The sequence below is a fragment of the Streptomyces huiliensis genome (genome assembly GCF_020037025.1).
GTDB classification, from domain to species: domain Bacteria; phylum Actinomycetota; class Actinomycetes; order Streptomycetales; family Streptomycetaceae; genus Streptomyces; species Streptomyces huiliensis.
The window spans coordinates 1-24,581 of record NZ_JAIQLH010000007.1 but is presented as its reverse complement, the minus strand read 5'-3'; the positions used below and the strand labels follow the sequence as shown (position 1 = coordinate 24,581).

The 24,581-nt window shown below is 72.6% G+C and carries 23 protein-coding genes and 1 pseudogene; 19 read left to right on the top strand and 5 right to left on the bottom strand.

Annotation, left to right across the window (positions count from 1 at the left end; genetic code table 11):
* Positions 1-18: 18 nt before the first annotated feature.
* The 4 genes from lepA (at position 19) to JNW98_RS01930 (ending at position 5,997) form a co-directional block, all read left to right on the top strand.
* Entirely contained in the window at positions 19-1,884 is a 1,866-nt protein-coding gene (lepA, locus tag JNW98_RS01945; RefSeq protein WP_223766277.1) for a translation elongation factor 4, read from the top strand.
* Between the two features lie 262 nt (positions 1,885-2,146).
* On the top strand, positions 2,147-4,036 hold the full coding sequence (locus JNW98_RS01940) for an AMP-dependent synthetase/ligase (protein WP_223766276.1): 1,890 nt from the start codon (positions 2,147-2,149) through the stop codon (positions 4,034-4,036).
* A gap of 60 nt (positions 4,037-4,096) precedes the next feature.
* Positions 4,097-5,329 carry a radical SAM family heme chaperone HemW gene (gene hemW, locus JNW98_RS01935; protein WP_223766275.1) on the top strand — a complete coding sequence of 411 codons (1,233 nt, stop codon included), beginning with the start codon at positions 4,097-4,099 and terminating at the stop codon, positions 5,327-5,329.
* A gap of 83 nt (positions 5,330-5,412) precedes the next feature.
* Positions 5,413-5,997 carry a Uma2 family endonuclease gene (locus tag JNW98_RS01930; protein ID WP_372459140.1) on the top strand — a complete coding sequence of 195 codons (585 nt, stop codon included), beginning with the start codon at positions 5,413-5,415 and terminating at the stop codon, positions 5,995-5,997.
* Here the strand turns inward: JNW98_RS01930 and JNW98_RS01925 are convergent.
* The gene (locus JNW98_RS01925; protein WP_223766274.1) at positions 5,994-6,824 is read right to left on the bottom strand and encodes a DUF3097 domain-containing protein; all 831 of its coding nucleotides are present in this window, start codon (positions 6,822-6,824) and stop codon (positions 5,994-5,996) included. The genes JNW98_RS01930 and JNW98_RS01925 overlap by 4 nt on opposite strands.
* A 33-nt stretch (positions 6,825-6,857) precedes the next feature.
* Positions 6,858-7,610, bottom strand: a complete 753-nt coding sequence (locus JNW98_RS01920) for an MBL fold metallo-hydrolase (protein ID WP_223766273.1) — start codon at positions 7,608-7,610, stop codon at positions 6,858-6,860.
* Positions 7,611-7,829: 219 nt separating this feature from the next.
* Between JNW98_RS01920 and hrcA the strand changes: the two genes are divergently transcribed.
* The 9 genes from hrcA (at position 7,830) to JNW98_RS01875 (ending at position 14,923) form a co-directional block, all read left to right on the top strand.
* A complete protein-coding gene (hrcA, locus tag JNW98_RS01915) occupies positions 7,830-8,846 on the top strand; it encodes a heat-inducible transcriptional repressor HrcA (RefSeq protein ID WP_223766272.1) in 1,017 nt (338 codons plus the stop codon).
* Positions 8,847-9,983 (top strand): molecular chaperone DnaJ, encoded by a 1,137-nt coding sequence (gene dnaJ, locus JNW98_RS01910; RefSeq protein WP_223766271.1) that lies wholly within the window; start codon positions 8,847-8,849, stop codon positions 9,981-9,983.
* Positions 9,984-10,100: 117 nt separating this feature from the next.
* Positions 10,101-11,213, top strand: a complete 1,113-nt coding sequence (locus tag JNW98_RS01905; protein ID WP_223766270.1) for a nitronate monooxygenase — start codon at positions 10,101-10,103, stop codon at positions 11,211-11,213.
* On the top strand, positions 11,210-11,959 hold the full coding sequence (locus JNW98_RS01900) for a 16S rRNA (uracil(1498)-N(3))-methyltransferase (RefSeq protein ID WP_223766269.1): 750 nt from the start codon (positions 11,210-11,212) through the stop codon (positions 11,957-11,959). Before JNW98_RS01905 ends, JNW98_RS01900 begins: the two co-directional genes overlap by 4 nt.
* Positions 11,950-12,468, top strand: coding sequence for a hypothetical protein (locus JNW98_RS01895; RefSeq protein ID WP_223766268.1), 519 nt, complete (start codon positions 11,950-11,952; stop codon positions 12,466-12,468). Before JNW98_RS01900 ends, JNW98_RS01895 begins: the two co-directional genes overlap by 10 nt.
* A 3-nt stretch (positions 12,469-12,471) precedes the next feature.
* Positions 12,472-12,687: a bacteriocin immunity protein gene (locus tag JNW98_RS01890; RefSeq protein ID WP_223766267.1), complete on the top strand. Its 216-nt coding sequence runs from the start codon at positions 12,472-12,474 to the stop codon at positions 12,685-12,687.
* Positions 12,688-12,955: 268 nt separating this feature from the next.
* A complete protein-coding gene (locus tag JNW98_RS01885; protein ID WP_223766266.1) occupies positions 12,956-13,549 on the top strand; it encodes an NAD(P)H-dependent oxidoreductase in 594 nt (197 codons plus the stop codon).
* Between the two features lie 79 nt (positions 13,550-13,628).
* On the top strand, positions 13,629-13,988 hold the full coding sequence (locus tag JNW98_RS01880) for a histidine triad nucleotide-binding protein (protein ID WP_223766265.1): 360 nt from the start codon (positions 13,629-13,631) through the stop codon (positions 13,986-13,988).
* Positions 13,989-14,011: 23 nt separating this feature from the next.
* Complete coding sequence (locus tag JNW98_RS01875; RefSeq protein WP_223766264.1) at positions 14,012-14,923, top strand: ribonuclease Z; 912 nt, start codon at positions 14,012-14,014, stop codon at positions 14,921-14,923.
* A 9-nt stretch (positions 14,924-14,932) separates the two neighbouring features.
* On the opposite strand, the gene JNW98_RS01870 is transcribed toward JNW98_RS01875, so the two are convergent.
* Both JNW98_RS01870 and JNW98_RS01865 read right to left on the bottom strand, forming a co-directional pair.
* Positions 14,933-15,694 carry an HAD family acid phosphatase gene (locus JNW98_RS01870; protein ID WP_223766300.1) on the bottom strand — a complete coding sequence of 254 codons (762 nt, stop codon included), beginning with the start codon at positions 15,692-15,694 and terminating at the stop codon, positions 14,933-14,935.
* A gap of 209 nt (positions 15,695-15,903) precedes the next feature.
* Positions 15,904-17,226, bottom strand: coding sequence for a 6-phospho-beta-glucosidase (locus JNW98_RS01865; RefSeq protein ID WP_223766263.1), 1,323 nt, complete (start codon positions 17,224-17,226; stop codon positions 15,904-15,906).
* Positions 17,227-17,429: 203 nt separating this feature from the next.
* On the opposite strand from JNW98_RS01865, the gene JNW98_RS01860 reads away from it, so the two are divergent.
* From JNW98_RS01860 to JNW98_RS01840, 5 genes are all read left to right on the top strand, one after another.
* Complete coding sequence (locus JNW98_RS01860) at positions 17,430-18,533, top strand: PfkB family carbohydrate kinase (RefSeq protein ID WP_223766262.1); 1,104 nt, start codon at positions 17,430-17,432, stop codon at positions 18,531-18,533.
* Positions 18,534-18,678: 145 nt separating this feature from the next.
* On the top strand, positions 18,679-19,686 hold the full coding sequence (locus tag JNW98_RS01855; protein WP_223766261.1) for a PhoH family protein: 1,008 nt from the start codon (positions 18,679-18,681) through the stop codon (positions 19,684-19,686).
* 13 nt (positions 19,687-19,699) lie between these two features.
* Positions 19,700-20,197 carry an rRNA maturation RNase YbeY gene (gene ybeY / locus JNW98_RS01850; RefSeq protein WP_223766260.1) on the top strand — a complete coding sequence of 166 codons (498 nt, stop codon included), beginning with the start codon at positions 19,700-19,702 and terminating at the stop codon, positions 20,195-20,197.
* Complete coding sequence (locus JNW98_RS01845; protein WP_223766259.1) at positions 20,194-21,489, top strand: hemolysin family protein; 1,296 nt, start codon at positions 20,194-20,196, stop codon at positions 21,487-21,489. The genes ybeY and JNW98_RS01845 overlap by 4 nt, the downstream gene beginning before the upstream one ends.
* Before the next feature lie 122 nt (positions 21,490-21,611).
* Positions 21,612-22,022, top strand: a complete 411-nt coding sequence (locus JNW98_RS01840) for an SRPBCC family protein (RefSeq protein WP_223766258.1) — start codon at positions 21,612-21,614, stop codon at positions 22,020-22,022.
* Between the two features lie 102 nt (positions 22,023-22,124).
* Here JNW98_RS01840 and JNW98_RS01835 read toward each other — a convergent pair whose 3' ends face one another.
* The gene (locus JNW98_RS01835) at positions 22,125-23,555 is read right to left on the bottom strand and encodes an MFS transporter (RefSeq protein ID WP_223766257.1); all 1,431 of its coding nucleotides are present in this window, start codon (positions 23,553-23,555) and stop codon (positions 22,125-22,127) included.
* A gap of 95 nt (positions 23,556-23,650) precedes the next feature.
* On the opposite strand from JNW98_RS01835, the pseudogene JNW98_RS01830 reads away from it, so the two are divergent.
* Positions 23,651-24,533: pseudogene (locus JNW98_RS01830) on the top strand (helix-turn-helix transcriptional regulator).
* Positions 24,534-24,581 lie beyond the last annotated feature (48 nt).

Below are 24,581 nucleotides of genomic sequence, written 5' to 3'. Positions count from 1 at the left end.
TCACCGAATGGATCCTGCGTGCCCGCGACCCCTACCAACGTGCCCGAGCCGAGCCGTACCGACCCGGCTCTGATCCGTAACTTCTGCATCATCGCGCACATCGACCACGGCAAGTCGACGCTCGCCGACCGGATGCTTCAGCTGACCGGCGTGGTCGACTCGCGGCAGATGCGCGCGCAGTACCTCGACCGGATGGACATCGAGCGCGAGCGCGGCATCACGATCAAGTCGCAGGCGGTCCGTCTCCCCTGGGCGCCCTCCGAGGACGAGTCGAAGACGACGCACATCCTCAACATGATCGACACCCCGGGTCACGTCGACTTCACCTACGAGGTCTCCCGCTCCCTCGCCGCGTGCGAAGGCTGCATCCTCCTGGTGGACGCCGCCCAGGGCATCGAGGCCCAGACCCTCGCCAACCTCTACCTGGCGATGGAGAACGACCTCACGATCATCCCGGTCCTCAACAAGATCGACCTGCCGGCCGCACAGCCCGAGAAGTTCGCCGCCGAGCTGGCCAACCTCGTCGGCTGCGACCCGTCCGACGTCCTCAAGGTCTCCGCCAAGACCGGCGTCGGCGTGCCCGAGCTGCTGGACCGCGTCGTCCGCGACGTCCCGGCCCCGGTCGGCGTCAAGGACGCCCCGGCCCGCGCGATGATCTTCGACTCGGTCTACGACGCCTACCGGGGCGTGGTGACCTACGTGAAGGTCGTCGACGGCACGCTGCGCAAGCGCGAGCGGATCAAGATGATGTCGACCGGCGCCCAGCACGAGCTGCTGGAGATCGGCACCAACTCGCCGGAGATGCTCCCGGCCGACGGCCTGTCCGTCGGTGAGGTGGGCTACCTGATCACCGGTGTGAAGGACGTCCGCCAGTCGAAGGTCGGCGACACGATCACCCAGTACCAGAACGGGGCCACCCAGGCGCTGGGCGGGTACAAGGATCCCAAGCCGATGGTGTTCTCCGGCCTCTACCCGCTGGACGGCTCGGACTACCCGGAGCTGCGCGAGGCCCTCGACAAGCTCCAGCTCAACGACGCCGCGCTGGTCTACGAGCCGGAGACCTCGGCCGCCCTCGGCTTCGGCTTCCGCGTCGGCTTCCTGGGCCTGCTGCACCTGGAGGTCATCCGTGAGCGCCTGGAGCGCGAGTTCGGTCTCGACCTGATCGCCACCGCGCCGAACGTGGTCTACAACGTCCTCATGGAGGACGGGACCGAGCACGAGGTGACCAACCCGAGCGAGTTCCCGACCGGCAAGATCTCCGAGGTGCACGAGCCGGTCGTCCGGGCCACCATCCTGGCGCCCAGCGAGTTCATCGGCGCGATCATGGAGCTCTGCCAGACCCGCCGCGGTGTCCTGCTGGGCATGGACTACCTCTCCGAGGACCGCGTCGAGATCCGCTACACGCTGCCCCTCGCCGAGGTCGTCTTCGACTTCTTCGACCAGCTCAAGTCCAAGACCCGCGGCTACGCCTCGCTGGACTACGAGCCCACCGGCGAGCAGATCTCCGACCTCGTCAAGGTCGACATCCTGCTGCACGGCGACAAGGTCGACGCGTTCTCCGCGATCACGCACAAGGACAAGGCGTACGCCTACGGCGTCCGGCTCGTCGCCAAGCTGCGCGAGCTCATCCCGCGGCAGAACTTCGAGGTGCCGATCCAGGCCGCGATCGGCTCCCGCGTCATCGCCCGTGAGACCGTCCGCGCCATCCGCAAGGACGTGCTCGCGAAGTGCTACGGCGGTGACATCTCCCGTAAGCGGAAGCTCCTGGAGAAGCAGAAGGAGGGCAAGAAGCGCATGAAGATGGTCGGCAGTGTGGAAGTTCCGCAGGACGCCTTCATCGCGGTGCTCTCCTCCGACGAGAGCGGCGAGAAGGGCAAGAAGTAGCGGTCCGGCCCTCTCGCGCGCCGTCGGCGCACGGACGCCCGCTCCCGTCAGGGGGCGGGCGTTCTGTTCCGCTCCACAAAGGCCCCGCTGCCGCCGATGGCCATCCCGACCGGTACGTGTATGGCGCACCGGTCACTTTCGGTCACAGCTTCAACAAGCCTTTCCGGGCCTCTTACATGACGGCCCCGGCGCCTCTAGTCTGATCACTGCTTGAAGGTTACTCGCGAGTCACCCAGCAACGAGGCGGGCCCCGGAGGATGCCGTGACCGACACCAGGACTTTGCTCGAGAACCGGCCGCCCTCCGTGGCGACGCTCTTCCTCGAACGCGTCGCCGCCACTCCCGACGCCGAGGCCTACCGGCATCCCGTGGCGCCCCCCTCCGGCCGCGGCCCGTCCGCCTGGGCCTCGCTCACCTGGAAGCAGGCGGCGGACCGGGTCTTCGCGATCTCCGCCGGGCTGATCGACCTCGGCGTCGCCCCCGAGGAACGGGTCGCCCTCGCCTCCAACACCCGCGTCGAGTGGATCCTCGCCGACCTGGGCATCCTCTGCTCCGGCGCCGCCACCACCCCGCTCTACCCGAGCACCAACGCCGAGGAGTCGGCGTTCATGCTCGCCGACTCCGAGAGCAAGGTGCTCATCGCGGAGGACGCCGCCCAGCTCGCCAAGGCCCGCGCGCAGCGCGACGGCCTCCCCGGCCTGGCCCACGTCGTGGTGATCGACGAGGCGGACGCGGTGGCCGCCGAGGGGGACCCGGACGGCTGGGTGCTCTCCCTCGCCGAGCTCGAACGCCGCGGCGCCGCCCGGCTGAAGGAGACGCCGGACCTGGTCCGCGACCGGGTCGCCGCGATCCGCTCCGAGCAGCTCGCCACCCTCATCTACACCTCCGGCACCACCGGCCGCCCCAAGGGCGTCCGCCTGCGCCAGGACAGCTGGTCGTACATGGCCCGCGCCATCGAGGCCACCGGTCTGGTCCGCCCCGACGACGTCCAGTACCTCTGGCTCCCGCTCGCCCACGTCTTCGGCAAGGTGCTCACGGCCGGGCACATCGGCATCGGCCACGTCACGGCCGTCGACGGCCGGGCCGACAAGATCATCGAGAACCTGCCGGTCGTCCGGCCGACCTACATGGCGGCCGTGCCCCGCGTCTTCGAGAAGGTCTACAACGGTGTCGTCGCCAAGGCCCGGGAGGGCGGCGGGGCCAAGTACAAGATCTTCCAGTGGGCCGCCGACGTGGCCCGCGAGTACGCCAAGACCTCCCAGGACAACTACCGCCGCACCGGCAGCCGCTCCGTCCCCTTCGCCCTCGCCGCCCGCCACAAGGCCGCCGACGTCCTCGTCTACGCCAAGATCCGGGAGGCGTTCGGCGGCCGGCTGCGCGCCTGCATCTCCGGCGCGTCCGCCCTCGCCCCCGACATCGGCCTCTTCTTCTCCGGCGCCGGCATCCACATCCTGGAGGGCTACGGCCTCACCGAGACCAGCGCCGCCAACTTCGTCAACCCCGGCGAGGCGTACCGCACCGGCACCGTCGGCAAGCCGCTGCCCGGCACCGAGGTCCGGATAGCGGACGACGGCGAGGTCCTGCTGCGCGGCCCCGGGATCATGGAGGGCTACCACGGCCTGCCCGAGCGCACGGCGGAGGTCCTCGAACCGGACGGCTGGTTCCACACCGGCGACATCGGCGAGCTGTCGCCCGACGGCTTCCTGCGCATCACCGACCGCAAGAAGGACCTGATCAAGACCTCGGGCGGCAAGTACGTCGCCCCCGCCGAGGTCGAGGGCCGCTTCAAGGGCATCTGCCCGTTCGTCTCCAACATCCTCGTCCACGGCGCCGACCGGAACTACTGCACCGCCCTCATCGCCCTGGACGAGCCCTCCCTCCTCAAGTGGGCGGCCGACCACGGCCTCGGCGGCCGGACCTACGCCGAGGTGGTCGCCGCGCCGCAGACCGAGGAGATGGTCGGGGAGTACGTGCGGCGGCTCAACGAGGGCCTCCAGCGCTGGCAGACGATCAAGAAGTTCCGGCTGCTGCCGCGCGACCTGGACGTGGAGCACGGGGAGCTCACGCCCAGCCTCAAGCTCAAGCGGCCCGTCGTGGAGCGCGAGTACAAGAACCTGATCGAGGAGATGTACGAGGGCACCCGGGAGCGCTGACCAAGAGCGCTTCCCGGCGACGCGGTCCGGCGTCCGGCGGCCATGCCGGACAATGGACCCATGCCTTCCGTACTGCCCGATGGTGAGCCCATGCCCGAGGACGGGGCACTGCCCCGCCACGCCCTCGCGGACGCCGGGCAGCGGCCCCTCGGGTTCTACCTGCACGTCCCGTACTGCGCCACGCGCTGCGGCTACTGCGACTTCAATACCTACACCGCGAGCGAGCTGCGCGGCTCGGGCGGCGCCCTGGCCTCCCGCGACAACTACGCCGACACCGTCGCCGACGAGATCCGGCTCGCCCGGAAGGTGCTCGGCGACGACCCGCGCCCGGTCGAGACCGTCTTCGTCGGCGGCGGCACGCCCACCCTGCTGCCCGCCGCCGACCTGGGCCGGATGCTCGCCGCCATCCGCGACGAGTTCGGGCTCGCCCCCGGCGCCGAGGTCACCACGGAGGCCAACCCGGAGTCCGTCGACCCCCGCTACCTGGAAGAACTGCGCGCCGCCGGCTTCAACCGGGTCTCCTTCGGCATGCAGAGCGCCCGGCAGCACGTCCTGAAGATCCTCGACCGCACCCACACCCCCGGCCGCCCCGAGGCCTGCGTCGCCGAGGCCCGCGCCGCCGGCTTCGACCACGTCAACCTCGACCTGATCTACGGCACCCCCGGCGAGAGCGACGACGACTGGCGCGCCTCGCTGGACGCCGCCATCGCCGCCGGCCCGGACCACGTCTCGGCCTACGCCCTGATCGTCGAGGAGGGCACCCAGCTGGCCCGCCGCATCCGCCGCGGCGAGGTCCCCATGACCGACGACGACGTCCACGCCGACCGCTACCTGATCGCCGAGGACCGGCTCACCGCCGCCGGCTACCACTGGTACGAGGTCTCCAACTGGGCCACCACCGAGGCCGGCCGCTGCCGCCACAACGAGCTCTACTGGCGCGGCGCCGACTGGTGGGGCGCGGGCCCCGGCGCGCACTCCCACGTCGGCGGCGTGCGCTGGTGGAACGTCAAGCACCCCGGCGCCTACGCGCAGGCGCTCACCGAGGGCCGCTCCCCGGGCGCCGGCCGTGAGGTCCTGCCCGACGAGGACCGCCGCGTCGAGCGCATCCTGCTCGAACTCCGGCTGGTGGACGGCTGCCCGCTGTCCCTGCTGAAGCCCGCGGGCGCGCGGGCGGCGGAGAAGGCCCTGGCCGACGGCCTGCTCCAGCGCGCGCCGTACGAGGCCGGGCGCGCCGTGCTGACGCTGCGCGGGCGGCTGCTGGCGGACGCGGTGGTGCGGGACCTGGTGGACTGATTACCTGATCGGGTGAACTGACGCGTATTCCCCCCGCCTGCGCCTAGCCTCTCCCTAGGCTGTCGCCGAAACCAGGAGCGGCGATGCGGAGGACCACGGAGATGATGGCTGTGGACGAACGACTGATCGCGCTCATTGACGAGCACCCCGAGGTCTTCGAGGGGTACAAGATCGAGTTGTTGCGGGGGGACATCGTGATGATGGCGGGGCCCGACTGGGTTCACAACAAGATCGTCCTCTGGACACAGCGGCAGTTCTCGCTCGACCGGTGGGAACCGCTCCAGACCCAGGACATCGCCATCCCCGGCGAGGACAGCGAACCGCAGCCGGATCTGCTGGTGATGGAGCAAGGCGCGTTCGAGGGTCCCGGCCGGCTGGTTCCCGCCGCGGCCGCCACGCTGCTCGTGGAGGTCGTCTCCAAGACCAGCGCCCTCCGTGACTACCACCAGAAGCGCTCGATGTACGCGGCCGGCCGCGTCCCCGCCTACCTGATCATCGATCCGTTCGCCGCCAAGTGCGTGCTCTTGACCGAGCCCTTCGGCACCGGGGAACAGGCCGACTACCGGACGGAACGCACCAGCAAGTTCGGCGAACCCGTGCCGCTCGACCTGATGGACGTCACCCTGGACACGTCCGACTTCCGCACCCTCCCCGGCACCCCCCGCTAACTCCCCGCCGTCACGAAGTCGATCAGCTCCTCCACCCGCCCCAGCAACTCCGGCTCCAGGTCCTTGTACGACCGCACCCGCGACAGGATCCCCTGCCACGCCGCCCCCGTGTTCTCCGGCCAGCCGAGCGCCCGGCAGACTCCCGTCTTCCAGTCCTGCCCGCGCGGCACCCGCGGCCACGCCGGGATCCCCACGGACGACGGCTTCACGGCCTCCCACACGTCCACGTACGGATGCCCGACGACGAGGACGTGCTCGCCCGTCACCTCCGCCGCGATGCGGGACTCCTTCGAACCCGGTACCAGGTGGTCCACGAGGACGCCCAGCCGCGCGTCCGGTCCGGGGCCGAAGTCGCGGACGATCGAGGGGAGGTCGTCGACGCCCTCCAGGTACTCGACGACCACGCCCTCGATGCGCAGGTCGTCGCCCCAGACCCGCTCCACGAGCTCCGCGTCGTGCCGCCCCTCGACGTAGATGCGGCCGGCCCGCGCGACGCGCGCCCGGGCGCCGGGGACGGCGAGCGAGCCGGAGGCGGTACGGGCCGGGCCGGCCGGTGTGCGCGGCGCCGTGGAGGGACGGACGAGGGTGACGACGCGGCCCTCCAGCAGGAAGCCGCGCGGTTCCAGCGGGAAGACGCGGTGCTTGCCGAAGCGGTCCTCCAGGGTCACGGTCGGCCCCTGCGCGGTCTTCTCGCAGCGGACCACCGCCCCGCAGAAGCCGGTCGTGACCTCCTCCACCACCAGGTCCGGATCGGCCGGCACCTCCGGGACGGGGACGCTCCGCTTCCAGGGAGGGGTCAGGTCGGGGTCGTACTGTCTGCTGCGCACGCGCAGACCATAGGAAAAACCGGCCCTTTCGGCCTACGACACGCCGAAGCGGCGGGCCAGCGCGTTGCGTTGCTCACGGACAAACCGGGCGTCGACCGCCGCGCCGTGCCCCGGCACGTACACCGCGTCGTCGCCCCCGAGGGCGAGCAGCCGGTCCAGGGCCGCCGGCCAGGCGGCCGGCGTGGCGTCCCGGCCGGCCTGCGGCTCGCCGGACTCCTCGACCAGGTCGCCGCAGAAGACGACGTCCGGCGCCCCCTCGCCGCCCGGCACCAGGACGGCCAGGTCGTACCGGCTGTGGGCGGCCCCGAGGGAGACGAGTCCGGCCTCCCGCCCGCCGCCGAGGGACACGGTCAGCCCGTCGGCGACCTCGTGCCCCGGGGGCACGAGCTGGGCGGTGGCCTCGGCGGCCTCCCGCGCGTCCACCCCCTGCCGCACCGCGCTCCCGCGCAGCTCCTCGGCCCCCTCGGTCAGGCTGCGGGCGAGCCCGGCGGCCCCGTACACCGCGGCGCCCGGGAACGCGGCGGTGCCCAGGACGTGGTCGAAGTGGTCGTGGGTCAGTGCGATGTGCGTCACGGGCAGCCCGAACAGCTCGCGCACCTCGCGCTCGATCTCCGCCCCCTCGCCGAGCGTCGCCCCCGTGTCCACCACCAGGACGCCGGTCTCCCCGGCGACGGCCCCGGTCGTCGCGTCCCAGCCGGGCAGCCTGCGCCGGGCCACCCCCGGCGCGAGCCGTTCCCAGCGCGCCCCCGTGTGCTGCTCCTGGTGTTCCCCACCGTGGTTCGTCATGGAGGGAACCTAACCTCCGCGCGGTACGGTGACCCGTCCGGAGGCGTACGCGGGACGGGCACGGAGCGCGACTGCCTTGCCGTGGTCGTGGTGGGCCGCCGTACACTGACGTGTGGGGTTTGGCACTCGTGACCTTTGAGTGCCAGGCACGAGACCCGGGTAAGACCCCGGGTGGACCCCGCGAGACGGCTGGACCCGCTGGACTGGAGGTGTGCGCGGATGCTGAGCGAACGCAGGCTCAAGGTCTTGCGTGCCATCGTCCAGGACTACGTGGGCACGGAGGAGCCCGTCGGCTCCAAGGCCCTCACCGAGCGTCACCACCTCGGCGTGTCCCCGGCGACGGTGCGCAACGACATGGCGGTGCTGGAGGAGGAGGGCTTCATCGCCCAGCCCCACACCAGCGCCGGCCGGATCCCGACCGACAAGGGCTACCGCCTCTTCGTCGACCGGCTGGCGGGCGTCAAGCCGCTGTCCGGCGCCGAGCGGCGCGCCATCCAGAACTTCCTGGACGGCGCGGTCGACCTGGACGACGTGGTGGCCCGCACGGTGCGGCTGCTGGCGCAGCTGACCCGGCAGGTCGCGGTGGTGCAGTACCCGTCGCTGACCCGGTCGACCGTCCGGCACGTGGAGCTGCTGCCGCTCGCCCCCGCGCGGGTGATGCTGGTGCTGATCACGGACACCGGGCGGGTCGAGCAGCGCATGGTCGACTGCCCGGCCCCGGTCGGCGAGGTCGCGCTGGCGGACCTGCGGGCGCGGCTCAACAGCCGCGTCGTGGGCCGGCGGTTCACGGACGTGCCGCAGCTGGTGCAGGACCTCCCCGACTCCTTCGAGCAGGACGACCGCGGAACCGTTTCGACGGTCCTGGCCGTTCTCCTGGAGACCCTGGTGGAGGAGACCGAGGAGCGGCTGATGATCGGCGGCACCGCCAATCTCACCCGTTTCGGTCATGACTTCCCGCTGACGATCCGGCCCGTGCTGGAGGCGTTGGAGGAGCAGGTCGTCCTCCTCAAGCTGCTCGGCGAGGCCACGGACTCGGGCATGACGGTCCGCATCGGTCACGAGAACGCCCACGAGGGGCTGAACTCCACATCCGTCGTCGCCGTCGGCTACGGTTCGGGCGACGAAGCCGTCGCCAAACTCGGCGTGGTCGGACCGACCCGCATGGATTACCCCGGAACGATGGGAGCGGTACGCGCAGTGGCACGTTACGTCGGACAGATCCTGGCGGAGTCGTAAGTGGCCACGGACTACTACGCGGTCCTGGGCGTACGGCGCGATGCCTCGCAGGACGAGATCAAGAAGGCCTTCCGCCGCCTCGCCCGCGAGCTGCACCCGGACGTGAATCCGGACCCCAAGACGCAGGAGCGGTTCAAGGAGATCAACGCCGCTTACGAGGTGCTCTCGGACCCGCAGAAGAAGCAGGTCTACGACCTCGGCGGCGACCCGCTCTCCGCGTCGGGCGGCGGCGGTGGCGCCGGCGGCTTCGGTGCCGGGTTCGGCAACTTCTCCGACATCATGGACGCCTTCTTCGGCCAGGCGTCGCAGCGCGGACCGCGCTCGCGCACCCGCCGCGGCCAGGACGCCATGATCCGGCTGGAAGTCGACCTGGAGGAGGCGACGTTCGGCACGACCAAGGAGATCCAGGTCGACACCGCCGTCGTCTGCACCACGTGCAGCGGCGAGGGCGCGGCCCCCGGCACCTCCGCGCAGACCTGTGACATGTGCCGCGGCCGCGGCGAGGTCTCGCAGGTCACCCGCTCGTTCCTGGGCCAGGTCATGACCTCCCGTCCGTGCCCGCAGTGCCAGGGCTTCGGCACGGTCGTGCCGACCCCGTGCCCGGAGTGCGCCGGCGACGGCCGCGTCCGGTCCCGCCGCACGCTGACGGTCAAGATCCCCGCCGGTGTCGACAACGGCACCCGCATCCAGCTCGCGGGCGAGGGCGAGGTCGGCCCCGGCGGCGGCCCGGCCGGCGACCTCTACGTCGAGATCCACGAGAAGCAGCACGCGGTCTTCCAGCGGCGCGGCGACGACCTGCACTGCACGGTCACCATCCCGATGACCGCGGCGGCGCTGGGCACCAAGGTGCCGCTGGAGACGCTGGACGGTCTCGAGGAGATCGACATCCGGCCCGGCACCCAGTCCGGCCAGGCCATCCCGCTGCACCAGCGCGGCGTCACGCACCTGCGCGGCGGCGGGCGCGGCGATCTCATCGTGCACGTCGAGGTGATGACGCCCGGCAAGCTCGACGCCCAGCAGGAGGAGCTGCTCCGGCAGCTGGCCAAGATCCGTGGCGAGGAGCGCCCGATGGGCGAGTTCAAGCCGGGCCAGCAGGGGCTGTTCTCCCGGCTGAAGGACGCGTTCAACGGGCGGTAGCGGAAGAGTCCCGACGGAAGGGGCCGGATCCGGGGGCACCCGCGTGCGCCCGGGTTCGGCCTCAGCCCGTTCCGGCCTCCGTTCGGCCCGGCCCCGGGGGCGTGACACGATGTGGTCATGGCCTTTGAATCCGTTGCGGAATCCGCCGGGGACACCACGCTGACCGGCCTCTTCCGGCTCCCGATCGTGCAGGCCCCGATGGCGGGCGGCGGCTCCCGCCCGCCGCTCGCCGCGGCCGTCTCCGAGGCCGGCGGCCTCGGCTTCCTCGCCGCCGGCTACAAGACGCCGGCCGCGATGTACGAGGAGATCAAGCAACTCCGCGCCCGTACGGCCCGGCCCTTCGGCGTGAACCTCTTCATGCCGCAGCCGCCCGCCGCGGACCCCGCCGCCGTCGAGGTCTACGCCGAGCAGCTCGCGGGCGAGGCCACCTGGTACGACGCGCCCCTCGGCGACTGGGACCGCGCCACCGACGACGCGTACGGCGCCAAGCTCGCCATCCTGCTCGACGACCCGGTCCCGGTCGTCTCGTTCACCTTCGGCTGCCCGTCCGCCGAGGACCTCGCGGCCCTCGCCGCGGCCGGCACCGTCACGGCGGTGACCGTCACCTCCGTCGCCGAGGCCCGGACCGCGTGGGAGGCGGGCGCCGCCGCGCTCTGCGTCCAGGGCGTCGAGGCCGGCGGCCACCAGGGCACCCACCACGACGACCCCCGCCTCGACGGCACCGGCGCGGGGCTGCTCGCCCTGCTCACCGAGGTCCGGGAGGCGGTGCCGCTGCCGCTGGTCGCCGCCGGCGGGCTGATGCGCGGCGCCCAGATAGCGGCCGTGCTGGCGGCGGGCGCCTGTGCCGCGCAGCTCGGCACGGCCTTCCTCGCCTGCCCCGAGTCCGGCGCGAGCGAGCTGCACAAACGGGCGCTGACCGACCCGCTGTTCACCGGCACCGAGCTGACCCGCGCCTTCTCCGGACGCCCGGCGCGCGGGCTGGTGAACCGGTTCATCCGGGAGCACGGCCCCTACGCCCCCGCCGCCTACCCCCAGGTCCACTACCTGACGGCCGGCCTCCGCAAGGCCGCCGCCGCGGCGGGCGACCCCCAGGGCGTCAACCTGTGGGCGGGCCAGGGCCACCGGCTGGCCCGCGACCTCCCGGCCGCCCGCCTCGTCGAGGTCCTGACCACCGAACTCGACGCGGCCCGCGCGTCCTTGACAGCACCATCGCGAGGGAGCGACTCATGACAGCCCCGGTCTTCCTGGTCGAGGAGGACTCCCTGACGGGCGTCTTCCCCGGCACCGTCTTCCCCCTGGACGGCCCCGAGGGCCGGCACGCCGTCTCCGTCCGCCGGCTGCGCGTCGGCGAGGACATCGTCCTGACGGACGGCCGGGGCACGGGCGCGCACGGCACGGTGGCCGCCGTCAGCGGGAAGGACCACCTCGACGTCGCCGTCACCTCCGTCCGCTCCGAGCCCCTGCCGCAGCCGCGGATCACGGTCGTCCAGGCCCTCCCCAAGGGTGACCGCGGCGAACTCGCCGTCGAGACCATGACGGAGACCGGCGTCGACGCGGTCGTCCCCTGGGCCGCCTCGCGCTGCGTCACCCAGTGGAAGGGCGACCGCGGCCTGAAGTCCCTCGGCAAGTGGCGCGCGACGGCGCGGGAGGCGGGCAAGCAGTCCCGCCGCCTCCGCTTCCCGGACGTCGCCGACCTCATGACGACCCGCCAGGTCGCCGCCCTCCTAGCCGACGCCGCGTTCGCCGCCGTCCTCCACGAGGAGGGCAGCACCCCGCTGGCCACCGCCGACCTCCCGCCGGCCGGCGACATCGTCCTCGTCGTCGGCCCCGAGGGCGGCGTCTCCCCCGAGGAGCTCACCGCCTTCGAAGCGGCCGGCGCCCACCCCTACCGCCTCGGCCCCACCGTCCTCCGCACCTCCACGGCGGGCACGGCGGCGACGGCACTCCTCCTGGGCCGGACGGGGCGGTGGAGCTGAGGCCCGACGGGCGGGCCGGCGCGACGGCCGGTCGGTACGCGCCGGACGGCCACCCCGAGATCGGTCGCTGGATCGCCGACTGGTCGGGAACCCCCGATCACGTCGACTTCCTCGCGTACCACACCACCGCGGGACAGTGGCTGGCCTTCTCCCGTGTCGTCCGCCCCGAGTTCGTCCGGGCGCGGGGCTGCGTCATCTGGGAACGCGCCTACGAACCGGACGGGTTCGAGGAGTGGTTCCGGCACCTGGACGGGGACGTCGTGCGCGTCGAGGCGATGCTCAACAGGTTCGTGGCCGGCGACCATGTCACGGTGGACGACACGGCGGAGGGGAACGCCGTGCTCCGCGAGGTCGCCGACACGGTGGCGATGTGCTGGGAGGCGGCGCTCCGGACCGCCTGCCCCGGGCGGCGGTTCGACGTCCGCGTCCGTGACACGGACGACGGGCCGGTCGTGGGCTTCACGTCCGCCCCCGAACGAGGGCAGGACGGCGACGGGCCGAGGAGGTAGGAGATGGCCGCCATGGAACGGGACGGACTCGTCCGGCTGGTACGCCGGATCATGGACGGCGAGGGGGCCTCCGAAGCGGAACACGACGCCTTGGTCGCACAGCTCGAGCGCAGCGTGCTCCATCCCGCCGTCACCGACCTGATGTACCACCAACGGCCCGAGCTCTCCGCCGAACAGGTCGTCGACGCGGCGCTGGCCTACCGGCCCATCGCGCTGTGATCCGTCGGCCCCTGTGATCCATCGCGGCGCTCTGCCAAGATGATCTCCATGAGCCGGAGAGCGCCGTACGGCCGCTCGGCCCGGGGTACTTCGTACGGCCCGCCTCCGCGCTGTCCCCGGGCGGCCACGTGGTGCCGACTACGGGCCGCACGCGCCGAGGGCCTGCCGGGCCGCCTCGCCCGGTCGACCGGTTGACGGGCTCCGCCTCCGGCTCTCTTCGCCCGTGACCATGCGGCGCGGGAAGTGCCGCACCTCTGAAGGGATTTCCGTGCGCGTCGTCGCCCTCCTCGCCCATCCCCGTCCCGGCAGCTTCAATCACGCCCTCTTCGACGCCGTGACGGACGAGCTGCGTGCTCGCGGATGCGAGGTCCTCCCGCACGACCTCTGTGCGGAGGGGTTCGATCCGGTTCTGCGGGCCGACGAGACGGGCACGGTGGCGGGGGCCGGGGCGGCGGACGACGTGCTCGTGGCCCGGTACCGGGAGGAGCTGGCCGGGGCGGACGGGCTGGTGTTCGTCCATCCCAACTGGTGGGGGATGCCCCCGGCCGTGCTGGCCGGCTGGGTGCAGCGGGTGCTCGCGCCCGGCGTCGCCTACAAGCTGGAGCACGCGGACGGCGAACCCGAGGGGCTGCTCCGGGCCGGCCGGGCGCTCGTGCTCAACACGTCCGACACGCCGGAGGAGCGCGAGCGGGACGAGTTCGGGGATCCGCTGCAGCGGGTCTGGGCCGCTTGCGTGCTGCCCTACGTGGGTGTCACCGACGTACGGCGGAGGGTCTTCCGGACGGTCTCCGACGCCACGGCGGCGGAGCGCGAGGCATGGCTCGCGGAGGCACGGGAGGCGGCCGCCGCCCTCGTGGGCTGACGGTGGGCGGCTCCGGTGGTCGCCGGTCCCGCCCGGTACGATCCGAGAACGATCAGCCGACGAACCGGAGGAGCGCACGGTGGCGGGAGAAGCGCAGGCCGACTGCCTGTTCTGCAAGATCATTGCCAAGGAGGTGCCCGCGACCGTCGTCCGGGAGACCGAGACGACCGTGGCGTTCCGGGACATCAACCCCCAGGCGCCCACGCACGTCCTGGTGATCCCCAAGGTGCACTACCCCGACGCGGCGTCGCTCGCCGCCGCCGAGCCGCTGGTCGCCGCGGACATACTGCGGGAGGCGGGCGAGGTGGCCGCCGGGGACGATGTGGACGGTTCCGGGTACCGGATCGTCTTCAACACCGGGGCCGGCGCCGGGCAGACCGTGTTCCACGCGCACGCGCACGTGCTCGGGGGCCGTGGCCTCAACTGGCCGCCCGGCTAGAACCGCACAACGGGAGCTCCACCATGTCCGTCCGTGAACTCGTCGTCCTCGGCACCGCCAGCCAGGTGCCCACCCGGCACCGCAACCACAACGGCTACGTCCTGCTCTGGGACGGCGAGGGCCTGCTCTTCGACCCCGGGGAGGGCACGCAGCGCCAGATGGTCCGGGCCGGCGTGGCAGCCCACGACCTGAACCGGATCTGCGTCACCCACTTCCACGGCGACCACTCGCTCGGCCTCGCCGGCGTGATCCAGCGGATCAACCTGGACCAGGTGCCCCACCCGGTCACCGCGCACTACCCGGCGAGCGGCCGCCGCTTCTTCGAGCGGCTGCGCTACGCCACCGCCTACCGGGAGACGGTGGAGCTGGCCCAGGAGCCGGTGTCCGGCAAGGGCAGGGTGCTGGCCGAGACGGCGTCGTACACGCTGGAGGCGCGCCGGCTGTCGCACCCCGTCGAGTCGTACGGCTACCGGGTCGTGGAGCCGGACGGGCGGCGGATGCTGCCCGCGCTGCTGGCGGAGCACGGCATCACCGGCCCGGACGTGGGCCGGCTCCAGAAGGACGGCGTCCTCGGCGGGGTGACGCTGGCGGACGTCAGCGAGCCGCGGCGCGGCCAGCGGTTCGCGTTCGTGATGGACACCCGGCTCTGCGACGGGGTGTACGCCCTCGCGGAGGGCTGCGACATGCTCGTCATCGAGTCCACGTTCACGGACGAGGACGCGGCCCTGGCCGCCGACCACGGGCACCTCACGGCGGGTCAGGCGGCCCGGGTGGCGGCGGAGAGCGGGGTGCGGCACCTGGTGCTGACGCACTTCTCGCAGCGGTACGCGGACCCGGAGGTGTTCGAGCGGCAGGCCCGGGCGGCGGGCTTCGACGGGGAGCTCACCGTCGCCCGGGACCTCACGCGCGTTCCCGTTCCCAAGCGGGAACGGTGAACGGGTGCCTTACGGCAGGTAGTACATCGGGTTCGGCATCTTGAACTCGCGGCCCGAGGCGCCGCCCTTCAGGTCGCTGTACTGGTCGCCGAAGTTGGCGACGATCCGGTACCCCTGGGCCTCGATGTGCTTGCGGGTGCCGGACTTGTACTCGACCGTGGTGCAGGTGGCGCCGCACTTCAGGTAGGACGGCGGGTTCTTCTTGTCCTTCAGGAAGAAGTGCGCCCGGTCGGCCGCCGGCTTGTAGCCGACGTTCTTCAGGTTGCGCACGCTCCACGCGCGCTGGTGCTCGCCGCGGCCGGTCACGAAGAAGACCGTGATGCCCTTCGACTGCGCCCAGTTGACGAGCTTCGGCATGCCGAAGACGGCGGCCATGTCGGTCGACTTCAGGTACGCGTCCTGCGACTCGGGCGTGAAGTGGAAGCCCTGCTTCAGCTCGTAGTTGTAGGTCAGCAGGGTGGTGTCGTCCACGTCCAGGACGATGGCCGGCTTGGCGCCCTTCCGCGGGGCGTTCCGCACGACGCTCTCGAGGTGGGCCTTGGCCTTCTTCTCGATCTCGGCGACCTGCTTGGCGTAGCTGCTCTTCGGGGAGGCGTAGTGCTCGCCCTTCTTGTCGACGGTGTCGCCGTAGTACGCCTTGATCTTCTCCTCGACGAGGGTGAGGTTCGGGATCTCCTTGTCCGAGCGGGGCACCGAGCGGTCCGCGGTCGCCGCGCCGGAGGCGAACAGGCCGGCGCCGACGGCGACGGCGGCGGCACCGGCGACGGCCATGCGGACGCGCCGGGGGGAAGTCTTCAGCGAGGGCGACACGTGTGAACTCCTGGTGAACCTGTGATCGGGTGCAGCGTGAAGCTAGGGCCTACTCTGCACCCGGTCAATGAGGGATGGATCACCCTCGCCGAGGGCTCGCCGGAGGCCGGCGAGAAGATCACCGGAAGGGCCTCACCAAAGGCGTCACCCCTGGTGGAGCCCCCCGGCCCTCATGCCCCCGCCCGCTCCAGGATCCGCGCCGCCACCGCCGGCGAGTCCACCAGCGGATGCAGCGCCAGCGCCCGCAGCGCGGCGCCCCGGTCCCGGCTCACGGCCGCCTCGATCACCGCCCGCTCCACCGCCTTGAGCTGGAGCATCAACCCGAGCTGGTCCGCGCGCAACGGGGCGCACGGCAGCGGCCGCGCGCCCTTGGCACCCACCTCGCACACCGTCTCGACGATCGCCTCGCGGTCGATCTCCGGCACCGTCCCCATGTTGCGGACGTTGAGGATCAGCCGCGCCCGCTCGTCCCGCGCCACGGCCCGCATCAGCGCCAGCGCCACCCGCTCGTAACCGCCGCCCTCCAGGTCACAGGAGTCCCGCTGCCAGCCCCCGCTCGCCGCCCGGCTCGCCGCGCCGTACGTCTCCTCGCGCTCCAGCCGGGCGCGCTCCCACAGCTCGTACGCCCGCTCCGGCGCGCCCGCCGCCCGGGAGAAGAAGTCCCCCTGCTGGCGGTCGAGATACTCACCCCGGGTGTGCTCCGCGTCGCTCGTCGCCCGCAGCGTCTCCCGGCGGAAGTAGTAGTACTGGAGGTACTCGTTGGGCAGCGCCTCCAGCGCCCGGAGCCAGTCGGCGCCGAACAGCTTCCCCTCCTCGAAGGAGGCGAGCGCCTCCCCGTCGCCCAGCAGACCGGGCAGCAGGTCCCGGCCGTCCAGCGTCAACCGGCGCAGCCAGCCGAGGTGGTTGAGCCCCACGTAGTCGTACTCCACCCGGTCCGGATCGGCACCCGCCGCCCGCGCGGCGCGGCGCACCAGCCCCACGGGTGAGTCGCAGATGCCGATGACGCGGTCACCCAGGACGGCGGACATCGCCTCCGTCACCATGCCCGCCGGATTGGTGAAGTTGATGACCCACGCGTCCGGGGCCAGTTCGGCCACCCGCTGCGCGATGTCCAGGGCCACCGGAACCGTCCGCATCCCGTAGAGGACGCCGCCGGCGCCGACCGTCTCCTGCCCCAACACCCCCTCTCCCAGGGCGATCCGCTCGTCCCGCACCCGTCCCGCCGTCCCGCCCACGCGGATCGCCGAGAAGACGAAGTCCGTGCCGCGCAGGGCGTCGTCCAGGTCGTCGGCCACCCGGACGGACGGGGCGCCGGGCACCCCCTCCGCCTGCGCGGTGAGCACGGATCTGATCACCCGCGCCCGCATCGAATCCGTGTCGAACAGGACCAGTTCGGTCACGCGGCCGGGTGCGTCGCGCCGCGCGTCGTCAAGAAGGGCCCGGTGCACCAACGGCACCCGGAAGCCGCCACCGCCGAGAATCGTCAGCCTCATGGCCGGAACGTACCGCAGCATCGGGCACACTGTCCGGACCCGCACCCTCTGAGAGGAGCAGCGAGAGCATGACGATCTCTGCGGACCGTGCCTCCGCGGACCGTGCCCCCGCGGACGCCGCCGAGGGCACCGCCCCGCGCCGGCCGGGAAGCCGACCGGCAAGCCGACCGGCGAGCCGGCCGGGAAGAGCGCCGGTCACGGGCGTGTCCCTGGGATCCCGCGGCGGCCAGGCCCCGGTGCTCGACCCCCTCGCCGCCGTACGCGCGGAGGGCGGACCGGAGTTCGACGTCTACCTGACCGGCACCGTCTTCCTCGACATCATCTTCACCGGCCTCGACTCCGCCCCCGTGCGCGGCACCGAGTCCTGGGCCCGCGGGATGGGCTCCAGCCCCGGCGGCATCGCCAACATGGCCACCGCCCTGGCCCGGCTGGGCCTGCGCACCACCCTCGCCGCCGCCTTCGGCGACGACATGTACGGCGAGTACTGCTGGGAGGCGCTCTCCCGCGGCGAGGGCATCGACCTCGGCCCCTCCCGGACCGTCCCCGGCTGGCACTCCCCGGTGACCGTCTCCATGGCCTACGAGGGCGAGCGGACGATGGTCTCGCACGGCCACGAGGCGCCGCTCCCCGAGACGCCCGCCCCCCTGTGCCCGGTGCCCGCCAAGGCCGCCGTCGCCCTGCTCGTCCCCGGCCGCCGGGAGGAGTGGATCGCCAACGCCGCCCGCTCCGGCAGTCGCGTCTTCGCCGACGTCGGCTGGGACGACACGGGCCGCTGGGACCCGTCCGACCTCGCCGACCTGGAACACTGCGAGGCCTTCCTGCCCAACGCCGAGGAGGCCATGCGCTACACCCGCGCCGACTGCCCCCGGGCCGCCGCCCGCGCGCTCGCCGACCGGGTGCCGCTGGCCGTCGTCACCATGGGCGAGAAGGGCGCCTACGCCGCCGACGGGCGCACCGGCGAGACCGCCGAGGTCCCCGCCATCGTCGTCGAGGCCCTGGACCCCACCGGCGCCGGGGACGTCTTCGTCGCCGGCTTCGTCGCCGGCACCCTCGCCGACTGGCCGCTCGCCGACCGCCTCGCCTTCGCCTGCCTGACCTCGGCCCTCTCCGTCCAGGAATTCGGCGGCTCGCTCTCCGCCCCCGGCTGGGTGGAGGTCGCCGCCTGGTGGCAGCACGTCCGCGCCTACGACGACCAGTCCCGGGACACCCTCCGCCGCTACGCCTTCCTCGACGGGCTCCTGCCCGGCGCCGCCCGCCCCTGGCCGCTCCGCCGCGCCCAGCCGACGCTGGGGTTCCGGGGGGCGTGAGCCCGGGCCGGGTGGGGCGCAAAACCCCTCGGACCCGTCCGGCCTCCGGCGTACCCTTGACCGTACGGGGCGGCCGGCCGAGCGATCGACGGTCGCCGGACGCACGCACACGGAAAGAGGGATGAGCAGGCCCGAGTGCCGGCCCATGACTCAGACACCCACACGAGCGCAGGCACAAGCCCGTTTCACGGTCCCGGCCAAGCACCCCATGGTGACCGTTCTGGGCTCCGGCGACAGCCTCCTGCGCGTGATCGAGAACGCATTCCCGGCGACGGACATCCACGTACGGGGCAACGAGGTCAGCGCGACGGGGGACCAGCGGGAAGTGGCCCTCGTCCAGCGCCTGTTCGACGAGATGATGCTGGTGCTCCGGACCGGTGCGCCGATGACGGAGGACGCGGTGGAACGCTCGATCGCCATGCTGCGGGACGCCGAGGCCCAGCCCGAGACGCCCGCCGAGGTGCTCACCCAGAACATCCTCTCCAACCGCGGTCGCACCATCCGTCCCAAGACGCTCAACCAGAAGCGGTACGTGGACGCGATCGACAAGCACACCGTCGTCTTCGGCATCGGCCCCGCGGGCACCGGCAAGACCTACCTGGCCATGGCCAAGGCCGTCCAGGCCCTCCAGTCCAAGCAGGTCAACCGCATCATCCTGACCCGCCCCGCCGTCGAGGCCGGCGAACGCCTGGGCTTCCTCCCCGGCACCCTCTACGAGAAGATCGACCCGTACCTGCGCCCGCTCTACGACGCGCTGCACGACATGATCGACCCGGACTCCATCCCCCGGCTGATGGCGGCGGGCACGATCGAGGTCGCGCCGCTCGCATATATGCGGGGTAGAACGTTGAATGATGCATTCATCATTCTCGACGAGGCGCAGAACACCAGCCCCGAGCAGATGAAGATGTTCCTCACCCGGCTCGGGTTCGACTCCAAGATCGTGATCACGGGTGATGTCACCCAGGTCGACCTGCCCGGCGGCACCAAGAGCGGCCTGCGGCAGGTGCAGCAGATCCTGGACGGCGTCGATGACGTCCATTTCTCGCGTCTCACCAGCAATGACGTCGTCCGGCACAAGCTGGTCGGCCGTATCGTGGACGCGTACGAGAAGTACGACAACCGCGGCGACGACCGTGGCAACGGAAAGTAAAAAGCTGAGCACCATGGCGATCGACGTCAACAACGAATCCGGCACCGAGGTCGACGAGAAGGCGATCCTCGACGTCGCCCGCTACGCCCTCGCCCGGATGCGCATCCACCCGCTCTCCGAGCTCTCGGTCATCGTCGTCGACACCGAGGCTATGGAGCAGCTCCACATCCAGTGGATGGACCTGCCCGGGCCGACCGATGTCATGTCCTTCCCGATGGACGAGCTCCGTCCGCCGGCCAAGGACGACGACGAGCCCCCGCAGGGGCTCCTCGGTGACATCGTGCTCTGCCCGGAGGTCGCGCAGCAGCAGGGCGAGGCGGCCCCCACCGGGCACTCGATGGACGAGGAGCTCCAGCTCCTCACCGTGCACGGGGTGCTCCACCTCCTCGGCTACGACCACGAGGAACCCGACGAGAAGGCCGAGATGTTCGGCCTCCAGGCGGCGATCATCGACGGCTGGCGCGCCGAGCGCGGGATCGAAGGGCCCTCCCCGGCTCCGACGATCACGTGACCGGCCGGCTGATCGCCGCGGCGGTCCTCCTGCTCGTCGTCGCCTGGCTGGCCGCCTGCGCGGAGGCCGGCCTGGCCCGGACCACCCGGTTCCGGGCCGAGGAGGCGGTCCGGGCGGGCCGCCGCGGCAGCGCGAAGCTGATGGCCGTCGCCTCCGACCCCACCCGCTACCTCAACGTGGCGCTGCTGGTGCGGGTCGCCTGCGAGATGGCGGCCGGGGTGCTCACGACGTACGTGTGCCTCCGTGAGTTCGACGCCACCTGGGAGGCGCTGACCGTCGCCGTCGCGGTGATGGTCCTCGTCTCCTACGTGGCCGTCGGCGTCTCGCCGCGCACCATCGGCCGCCAGCACCCGCTGAACACCGCGACCGCCGCGGCGTACGTCCTGCTGCCGCTGGCCCGGATCATGGGTCCGGTGCCCCGGCTGCTGATCCTCATCGGCAACGCCCTCACCCCGGGCCGCGGCTTCCGCATGGGCCCCTTCGCCTCGGAGGCGGAGCTGCGGGCGATGGTCGACCTGGCCGAGAAGGAGTCGCTGATCGAGGACGACGAGCGGCGCATGGTCCACTCCGTCTTCGAACTCGGCGACACCCTCGTCCGTGAGGTGATGGTGCCGCGCACCGACCTCGTCGTCATAGAACGCGGCAAGACCATCCGGCAGGCGCTCACCCTGGCGCTGCGCTCCGGTTTCTCCCGGATACCGGTGACGGGCGAGAACGAGGACGACGTCGTCGGTGTGGTGTACCTGAAGGACCTGGTGCGGCGGACGCACATCAACCGCGAGGCCGAGTCCGAGCCGGTCTCGACGGCCATGCGGCCCGCGGTGTTCGTCCCCGACACCAAGAACGCCGGCGACCTGCTGCGCGAGATGCAGCAGCAGCGCAACCACTGCGCGGTCGTCATCGACGAGTACGGCGGCACGGCCGGCATCGTCACCATCGAGGACATCCTGGAGGAGATCGTCGGCGAGATCACCGACGAGTACGACCGGGAGCTGCCGCCCGTGGAGGAGCTGGGCGACGGCCGCTACCGGGTCACGGCCCGGCTGGACATCGGCGACCTCGGCGAGCTGTACGGCATCGAGGAGTTGGACGACGAGGACGTCGAGACGGTCGGCGGGCTGCTCGCCAAGGCGCTGGGGAGGGTGCCGATCGCGGGTGCGACGGCGGACGTGCCCCTTCCGGAGCACGGCGCCGATCCGTCGGTGACGGCGCTGCGGCTGACAGCGGAGGCGCCGGCGGGGCGGCGGAACCGGATCGTGACGGTGCTGGTGGAGCCGGTGCGGGCGGAGTAGCGGTTTCGGGGGCGCGGGGGCGCGGGGGCGCGGGCGCGCGGGGGCGTCGCCGGGCGGGCCGTCCGGGGGAATCCGGGGCGTCCCGCCGCATGGACGGGGGCGGGGCCGGTTACCCGCCCTCCATGAGCGAGTTCGAACGCACCCGCACCCTGCCCGCGCAGCCCGAGATGGTCTTCGACCAGGTCTGCGACCTCAACCGGCTCGACAGCTGGCTCCCCCGGGACCTGCACGTCCACCCCGACGATCCGCCGGCCGTCACCGTGCACGAGGACCGGACCGGCGAGGACGCCGACGCCCTCGTCCGCGCGCGCAAGGAACAGCTGCGGCTGGAGTGGGGGACTCGCGAGGACGGCCGGTACAGCGGCTGGCTCCAGGTCGCGGGCAACGGCAGCGGCACCAGCCAGGTCACCGTGCACCTCTCCTTCCACCAGGGCTCGCACCGGCCGGACGACGGGGTGGTGGAGGAGGCGCTGGACAAGAGCCTGGAGCGGCTGGAGGAGCAGGTGCGGCTGCGGGGGGAGGGGCCGGGGTGAGGCGGGCGCGCCTGCGGCGGGCGGTGCCCCGGTCCCGCCCCTTCGCCGATTCCTGGGGGCAAGCCCCCAGACCTCCCACAACCGCGCTCCGCGCGGTTGTCCTCAAACTCCCCCAGAGGGGGTACCCCCAGACGGGCTGACCCGTAGCCCCGCCGCCACCATCGCCGCCGCGACCCCCACCACCACAGCGTCAACCCCGAACGCCGTCCGCGTCCCCCACGCCGAAGCCGCCGCGCTGAGCAGCGGAATCCCGACCGTCGTGCCCAGCTGCTGGGCGCTGGTCACCAGGCCCGTCGCCAGACCCTGGGCGGCGGGCGGGAGGCCGGCCGTGGCGGTGACGCCGTAGGCGACCACGGCCCAGAGGTTGCCGACGACGCCGGCGGAGGCCGCCGCGAGCGCCCACCAGGCGGCGGCCGGCCCGGTGCCGAGCCACAGCAGCGGTGCCGTGCTGACGGTCTGCAGCAGCAGTCCGGCGACGAGCGCGCGATGGGCGCCGAGGCGGCCGATGACCCGCGAGGCGGTCAGCCCGGCGAAGGCGGCGAACAGGCCCTGCACGCCGAAGAGCAGGCCGGTGCGGAAGGCCGAGAGACCCAGTTCCTCCTGGAGGTAGAGGGTCAGCAGGAAGATCAGGGCGGTCATCGTCGAGACCGTCGCCAGCCCGCCCAGGTTCCCCCAGGCGACCGTCGGCCGGCGCAGCATCGGCAGCGGGACGAGCGGGTCGGCGACGCGGGACTCGACGACCGCGAAGGCGCCCAGCAGGGCCGCGGCGGCGACGAGCGCGACGATCACGTCGGCGCGGCCGAACCCGTTCTCGGCAGCCGTCGACAGACCGTAGACGAGGGCGAACAGCCCGCCGGTGACCGTCAGCGCGCCGGGCAGGTCGACCGGGCGGCGGGCGCCGGCCCGCGCTCCGGCGTCCTCCGGAGGCAGTGCGCCCGGCGCCACCGACAGGACCGCGGCGCCCGCGGCGGCGAGCAGGCCCATCGTGGACCGCCAGCCGAGGCCGTCCGTCAGCACTCCGCCGAGCACCATTCCGGTGGTGTAGCCGAGCGAGAGCAGGGTGCCGCTGATGCCGAGGGCGCGTTCGCGCTGCGGGCCCTCGGGGAAGGTGGTGGTCAGCAGGGCCATGCCGGTGGGGACGATCAGGGCCGCGCCGACGCCCTGGAGGGCCCGGCCGGCCAGGAACGAGGCGGGGTCCCAGGCGAGGGTGACCAGCACCGACGCCACGGTGAACACGGCCAGCCCCAGCAGGAACAGCCGGCGTCGGCCGTACCGGTCGGCGAGCCGGCCGGACAGCAGCAGGAGTCCGCCGGAGGGCAGGGCGAACGCGGTGACGGCCCACTGGAGGTCGGAGCGGCCCATGCCGAGGTCGTCGCCGAGCACGGGCAGCGCGACGTTGAGGATCGAGAAGTCGAGCGTGACGACGAACTGCGCGGTGCACAGCACCAGGAGCGTCAGCCGGGCCCGGGAGGAGAGGGCGGACGCGGTGGGCGGAGAGGTCGTGAGGACGTCGTCGGACGTGTCGTACGGCATGCCCCTACCGTCGGCCGCCCGGAATACCGCCGGGGAGAGCGTGTTTATGGTGGCAGTCGGACTACCAGCCGGGGTGGCAGAGCGAGGGGGGACCCGTGACCACCGCACCGCGCGCGGGCGGCGTACGGCCGCAGCGCCGTGACGAACTGCGCCGCTTCCTGATGAGCCGGCGGGCCCGGGTGAGCCCGGCGGAGGCGGGCCTGCCGGTCGGCGGCGTCCGCCGTACGCCGGGGCTGCGGCGCGAGGAGGTCGCCGTCCTCGCCGGGGTGGGGACCACCTGGTACCAGTGGCTGGAGCAGGGGCGGGACATCACCGTCTCGGCGCAGGTGCTCGACGGGGTCGCCCGGGTGCTGCGGCTGACGTCCGTCGAGCGGCGCCACCTCTACGTCCTGGCCGGGCTGAACCCGCCGCCGCCGGAGTCCGGGCAGCGGCCGGACGACCTGTGCCCGGGCCTCCGGCGGCTGATCGACGCTTGGCTGCCCTGGCCCGCGCACATCCTGGACCCCTGCTGGAACACCGTCGCCCACAACGCGTCGGCGGCGCTCGTCTGGGGCTTCCGGCCGGGCGAGCGCCGTAACTGGCTGGCCGACTTCTTCACCGACCCGGTCTGCCGGGCGGACGCCCGGTGGGAGGAGAACGCCCGCCGCCTCGTCGCCCAGTTCCGCGCCTCGCGGAGTGAGTGGCCCGGGTCGGCGGCGGGGGATGTGGCGGAGACGGTGGCCGGGTTGTGCGCGTTGAGCGGGGAGTTCGCGCGGTGGTGGGAGGCCGGGGACGTGAGTCCGGAGGGGCAGTTGGTGTACGAGATCGACCATCCGCGGGGTCGGCCGGCTGTGCTTCGAGAGCACGCCGCTGCGGGTTCCGTCGCGGCCGGATCTGACGATCGCGGTGCACAACCCCGTTCCCGGGACGGGGACGGCGGAGCGGGTGGAGGGGCTGCTGAAGAGCCCGTCTGGGGGTACCCCCTCTGGGGGAGTTTGAGGACAACCGCGCGGAGCGCGGTAACGGGGGGTGCGGGGGCCCTCCCCT

Bases quoted from the DNA above. Each gene is read 5' to 3' on its own strand.
- ybeY (WP_223766260.1), top strand. From the start codon at position 19,700: ATGGCGATCGACGTCAACAACGAATCCGGCACCGAGGTCGACGAGAAG.
- JNW98_RS01875 (WP_223766264.1), top strand. From the start codon at position 14,012: ATGTCCGTCCGTGAACTCGTCGTCCTCGGCACCGCCAGCCAGGTGCCC.
- JNW98_RS01900 (WP_223766269.1), top strand. From the start codon at position 11,210: ATGACAGCCCCGGTCTTCCTGGTCGAGGAGGACTCCCTGACGGGCGTC.
- hrcA (WP_223766272.1), top strand. From the start codon at position 7,830: ATGCTGAGCGAACGCAGGCTCAAGGTCTTGCGTGCCATCGTCCAGGAC.
- JNW98_RS01855 (WP_223766261.1), top strand. From the start codon at position 18,679: ATGACTCAGACACCCACACGAGCGCAGGCACAAGCCCGTTTCACGGTC.
- JNW98_RS01930 (WP_372459140.1), top strand. From the start codon at position 5,413: ATGCGGAGGACCACGGAGATGATGGCTGTGGACGAACGACTGATCGCG.
- JNW98_RS01835 (WP_223766257.1), bottom strand. From the start codon at position 23,555: ATGCCGTACGACACGTCCGACGACGTCCTCACGACCTCTCCGCCCACC.
- JNW98_RS01905 (WP_223766270.1), top strand. From the start codon at position 10,101: ATGGCCTTTGAATCCGTTGCGGAATCCGCCGGGGACACCACGCTGACC.
- JNW98_RS01890 (WP_223766267.1), top strand. From the start codon at position 12,472: ATGGCCGCCATGGAACGGGACGGACTCGTCCGGCTGGTACGCCGGATC.
- JNW98_RS01870 (WP_223766300.1), bottom strand. From the start codon at position 15,694: ATGGCCGTCGCCGGTGCCGCCGCCGTCGCCGTCGGCGCCGGCCTGTTC.
- JNW98_RS01840 (WP_223766258.1), top strand. From the start codon at position 21,612: ATGAGCGAGTTCGAACGCACCCGCACCCTGCCCGCGCAGCCCGAGATG.
- JNW98_RS01865 (WP_223766263.1), bottom strand. From the start codon at position 17,226: ATGAGGCTGACGATTCTCGGCGGTGGCGGCTTCCGGGTGCCGTTGGTG.
- hemW (WP_223766275.1), top strand. From the start codon at position 4,097: ATGCCTTCCGTACTGCCCGATGGTGAGCCCATGCCCGAGGACGGGGCA.
- JNW98_RS01920 (WP_223766273.1), bottom strand. From the start codon at position 7,610: ATGACGAACCACGGTGGGGAACACCAGGAGCAGCACACGGGGGCGCGC.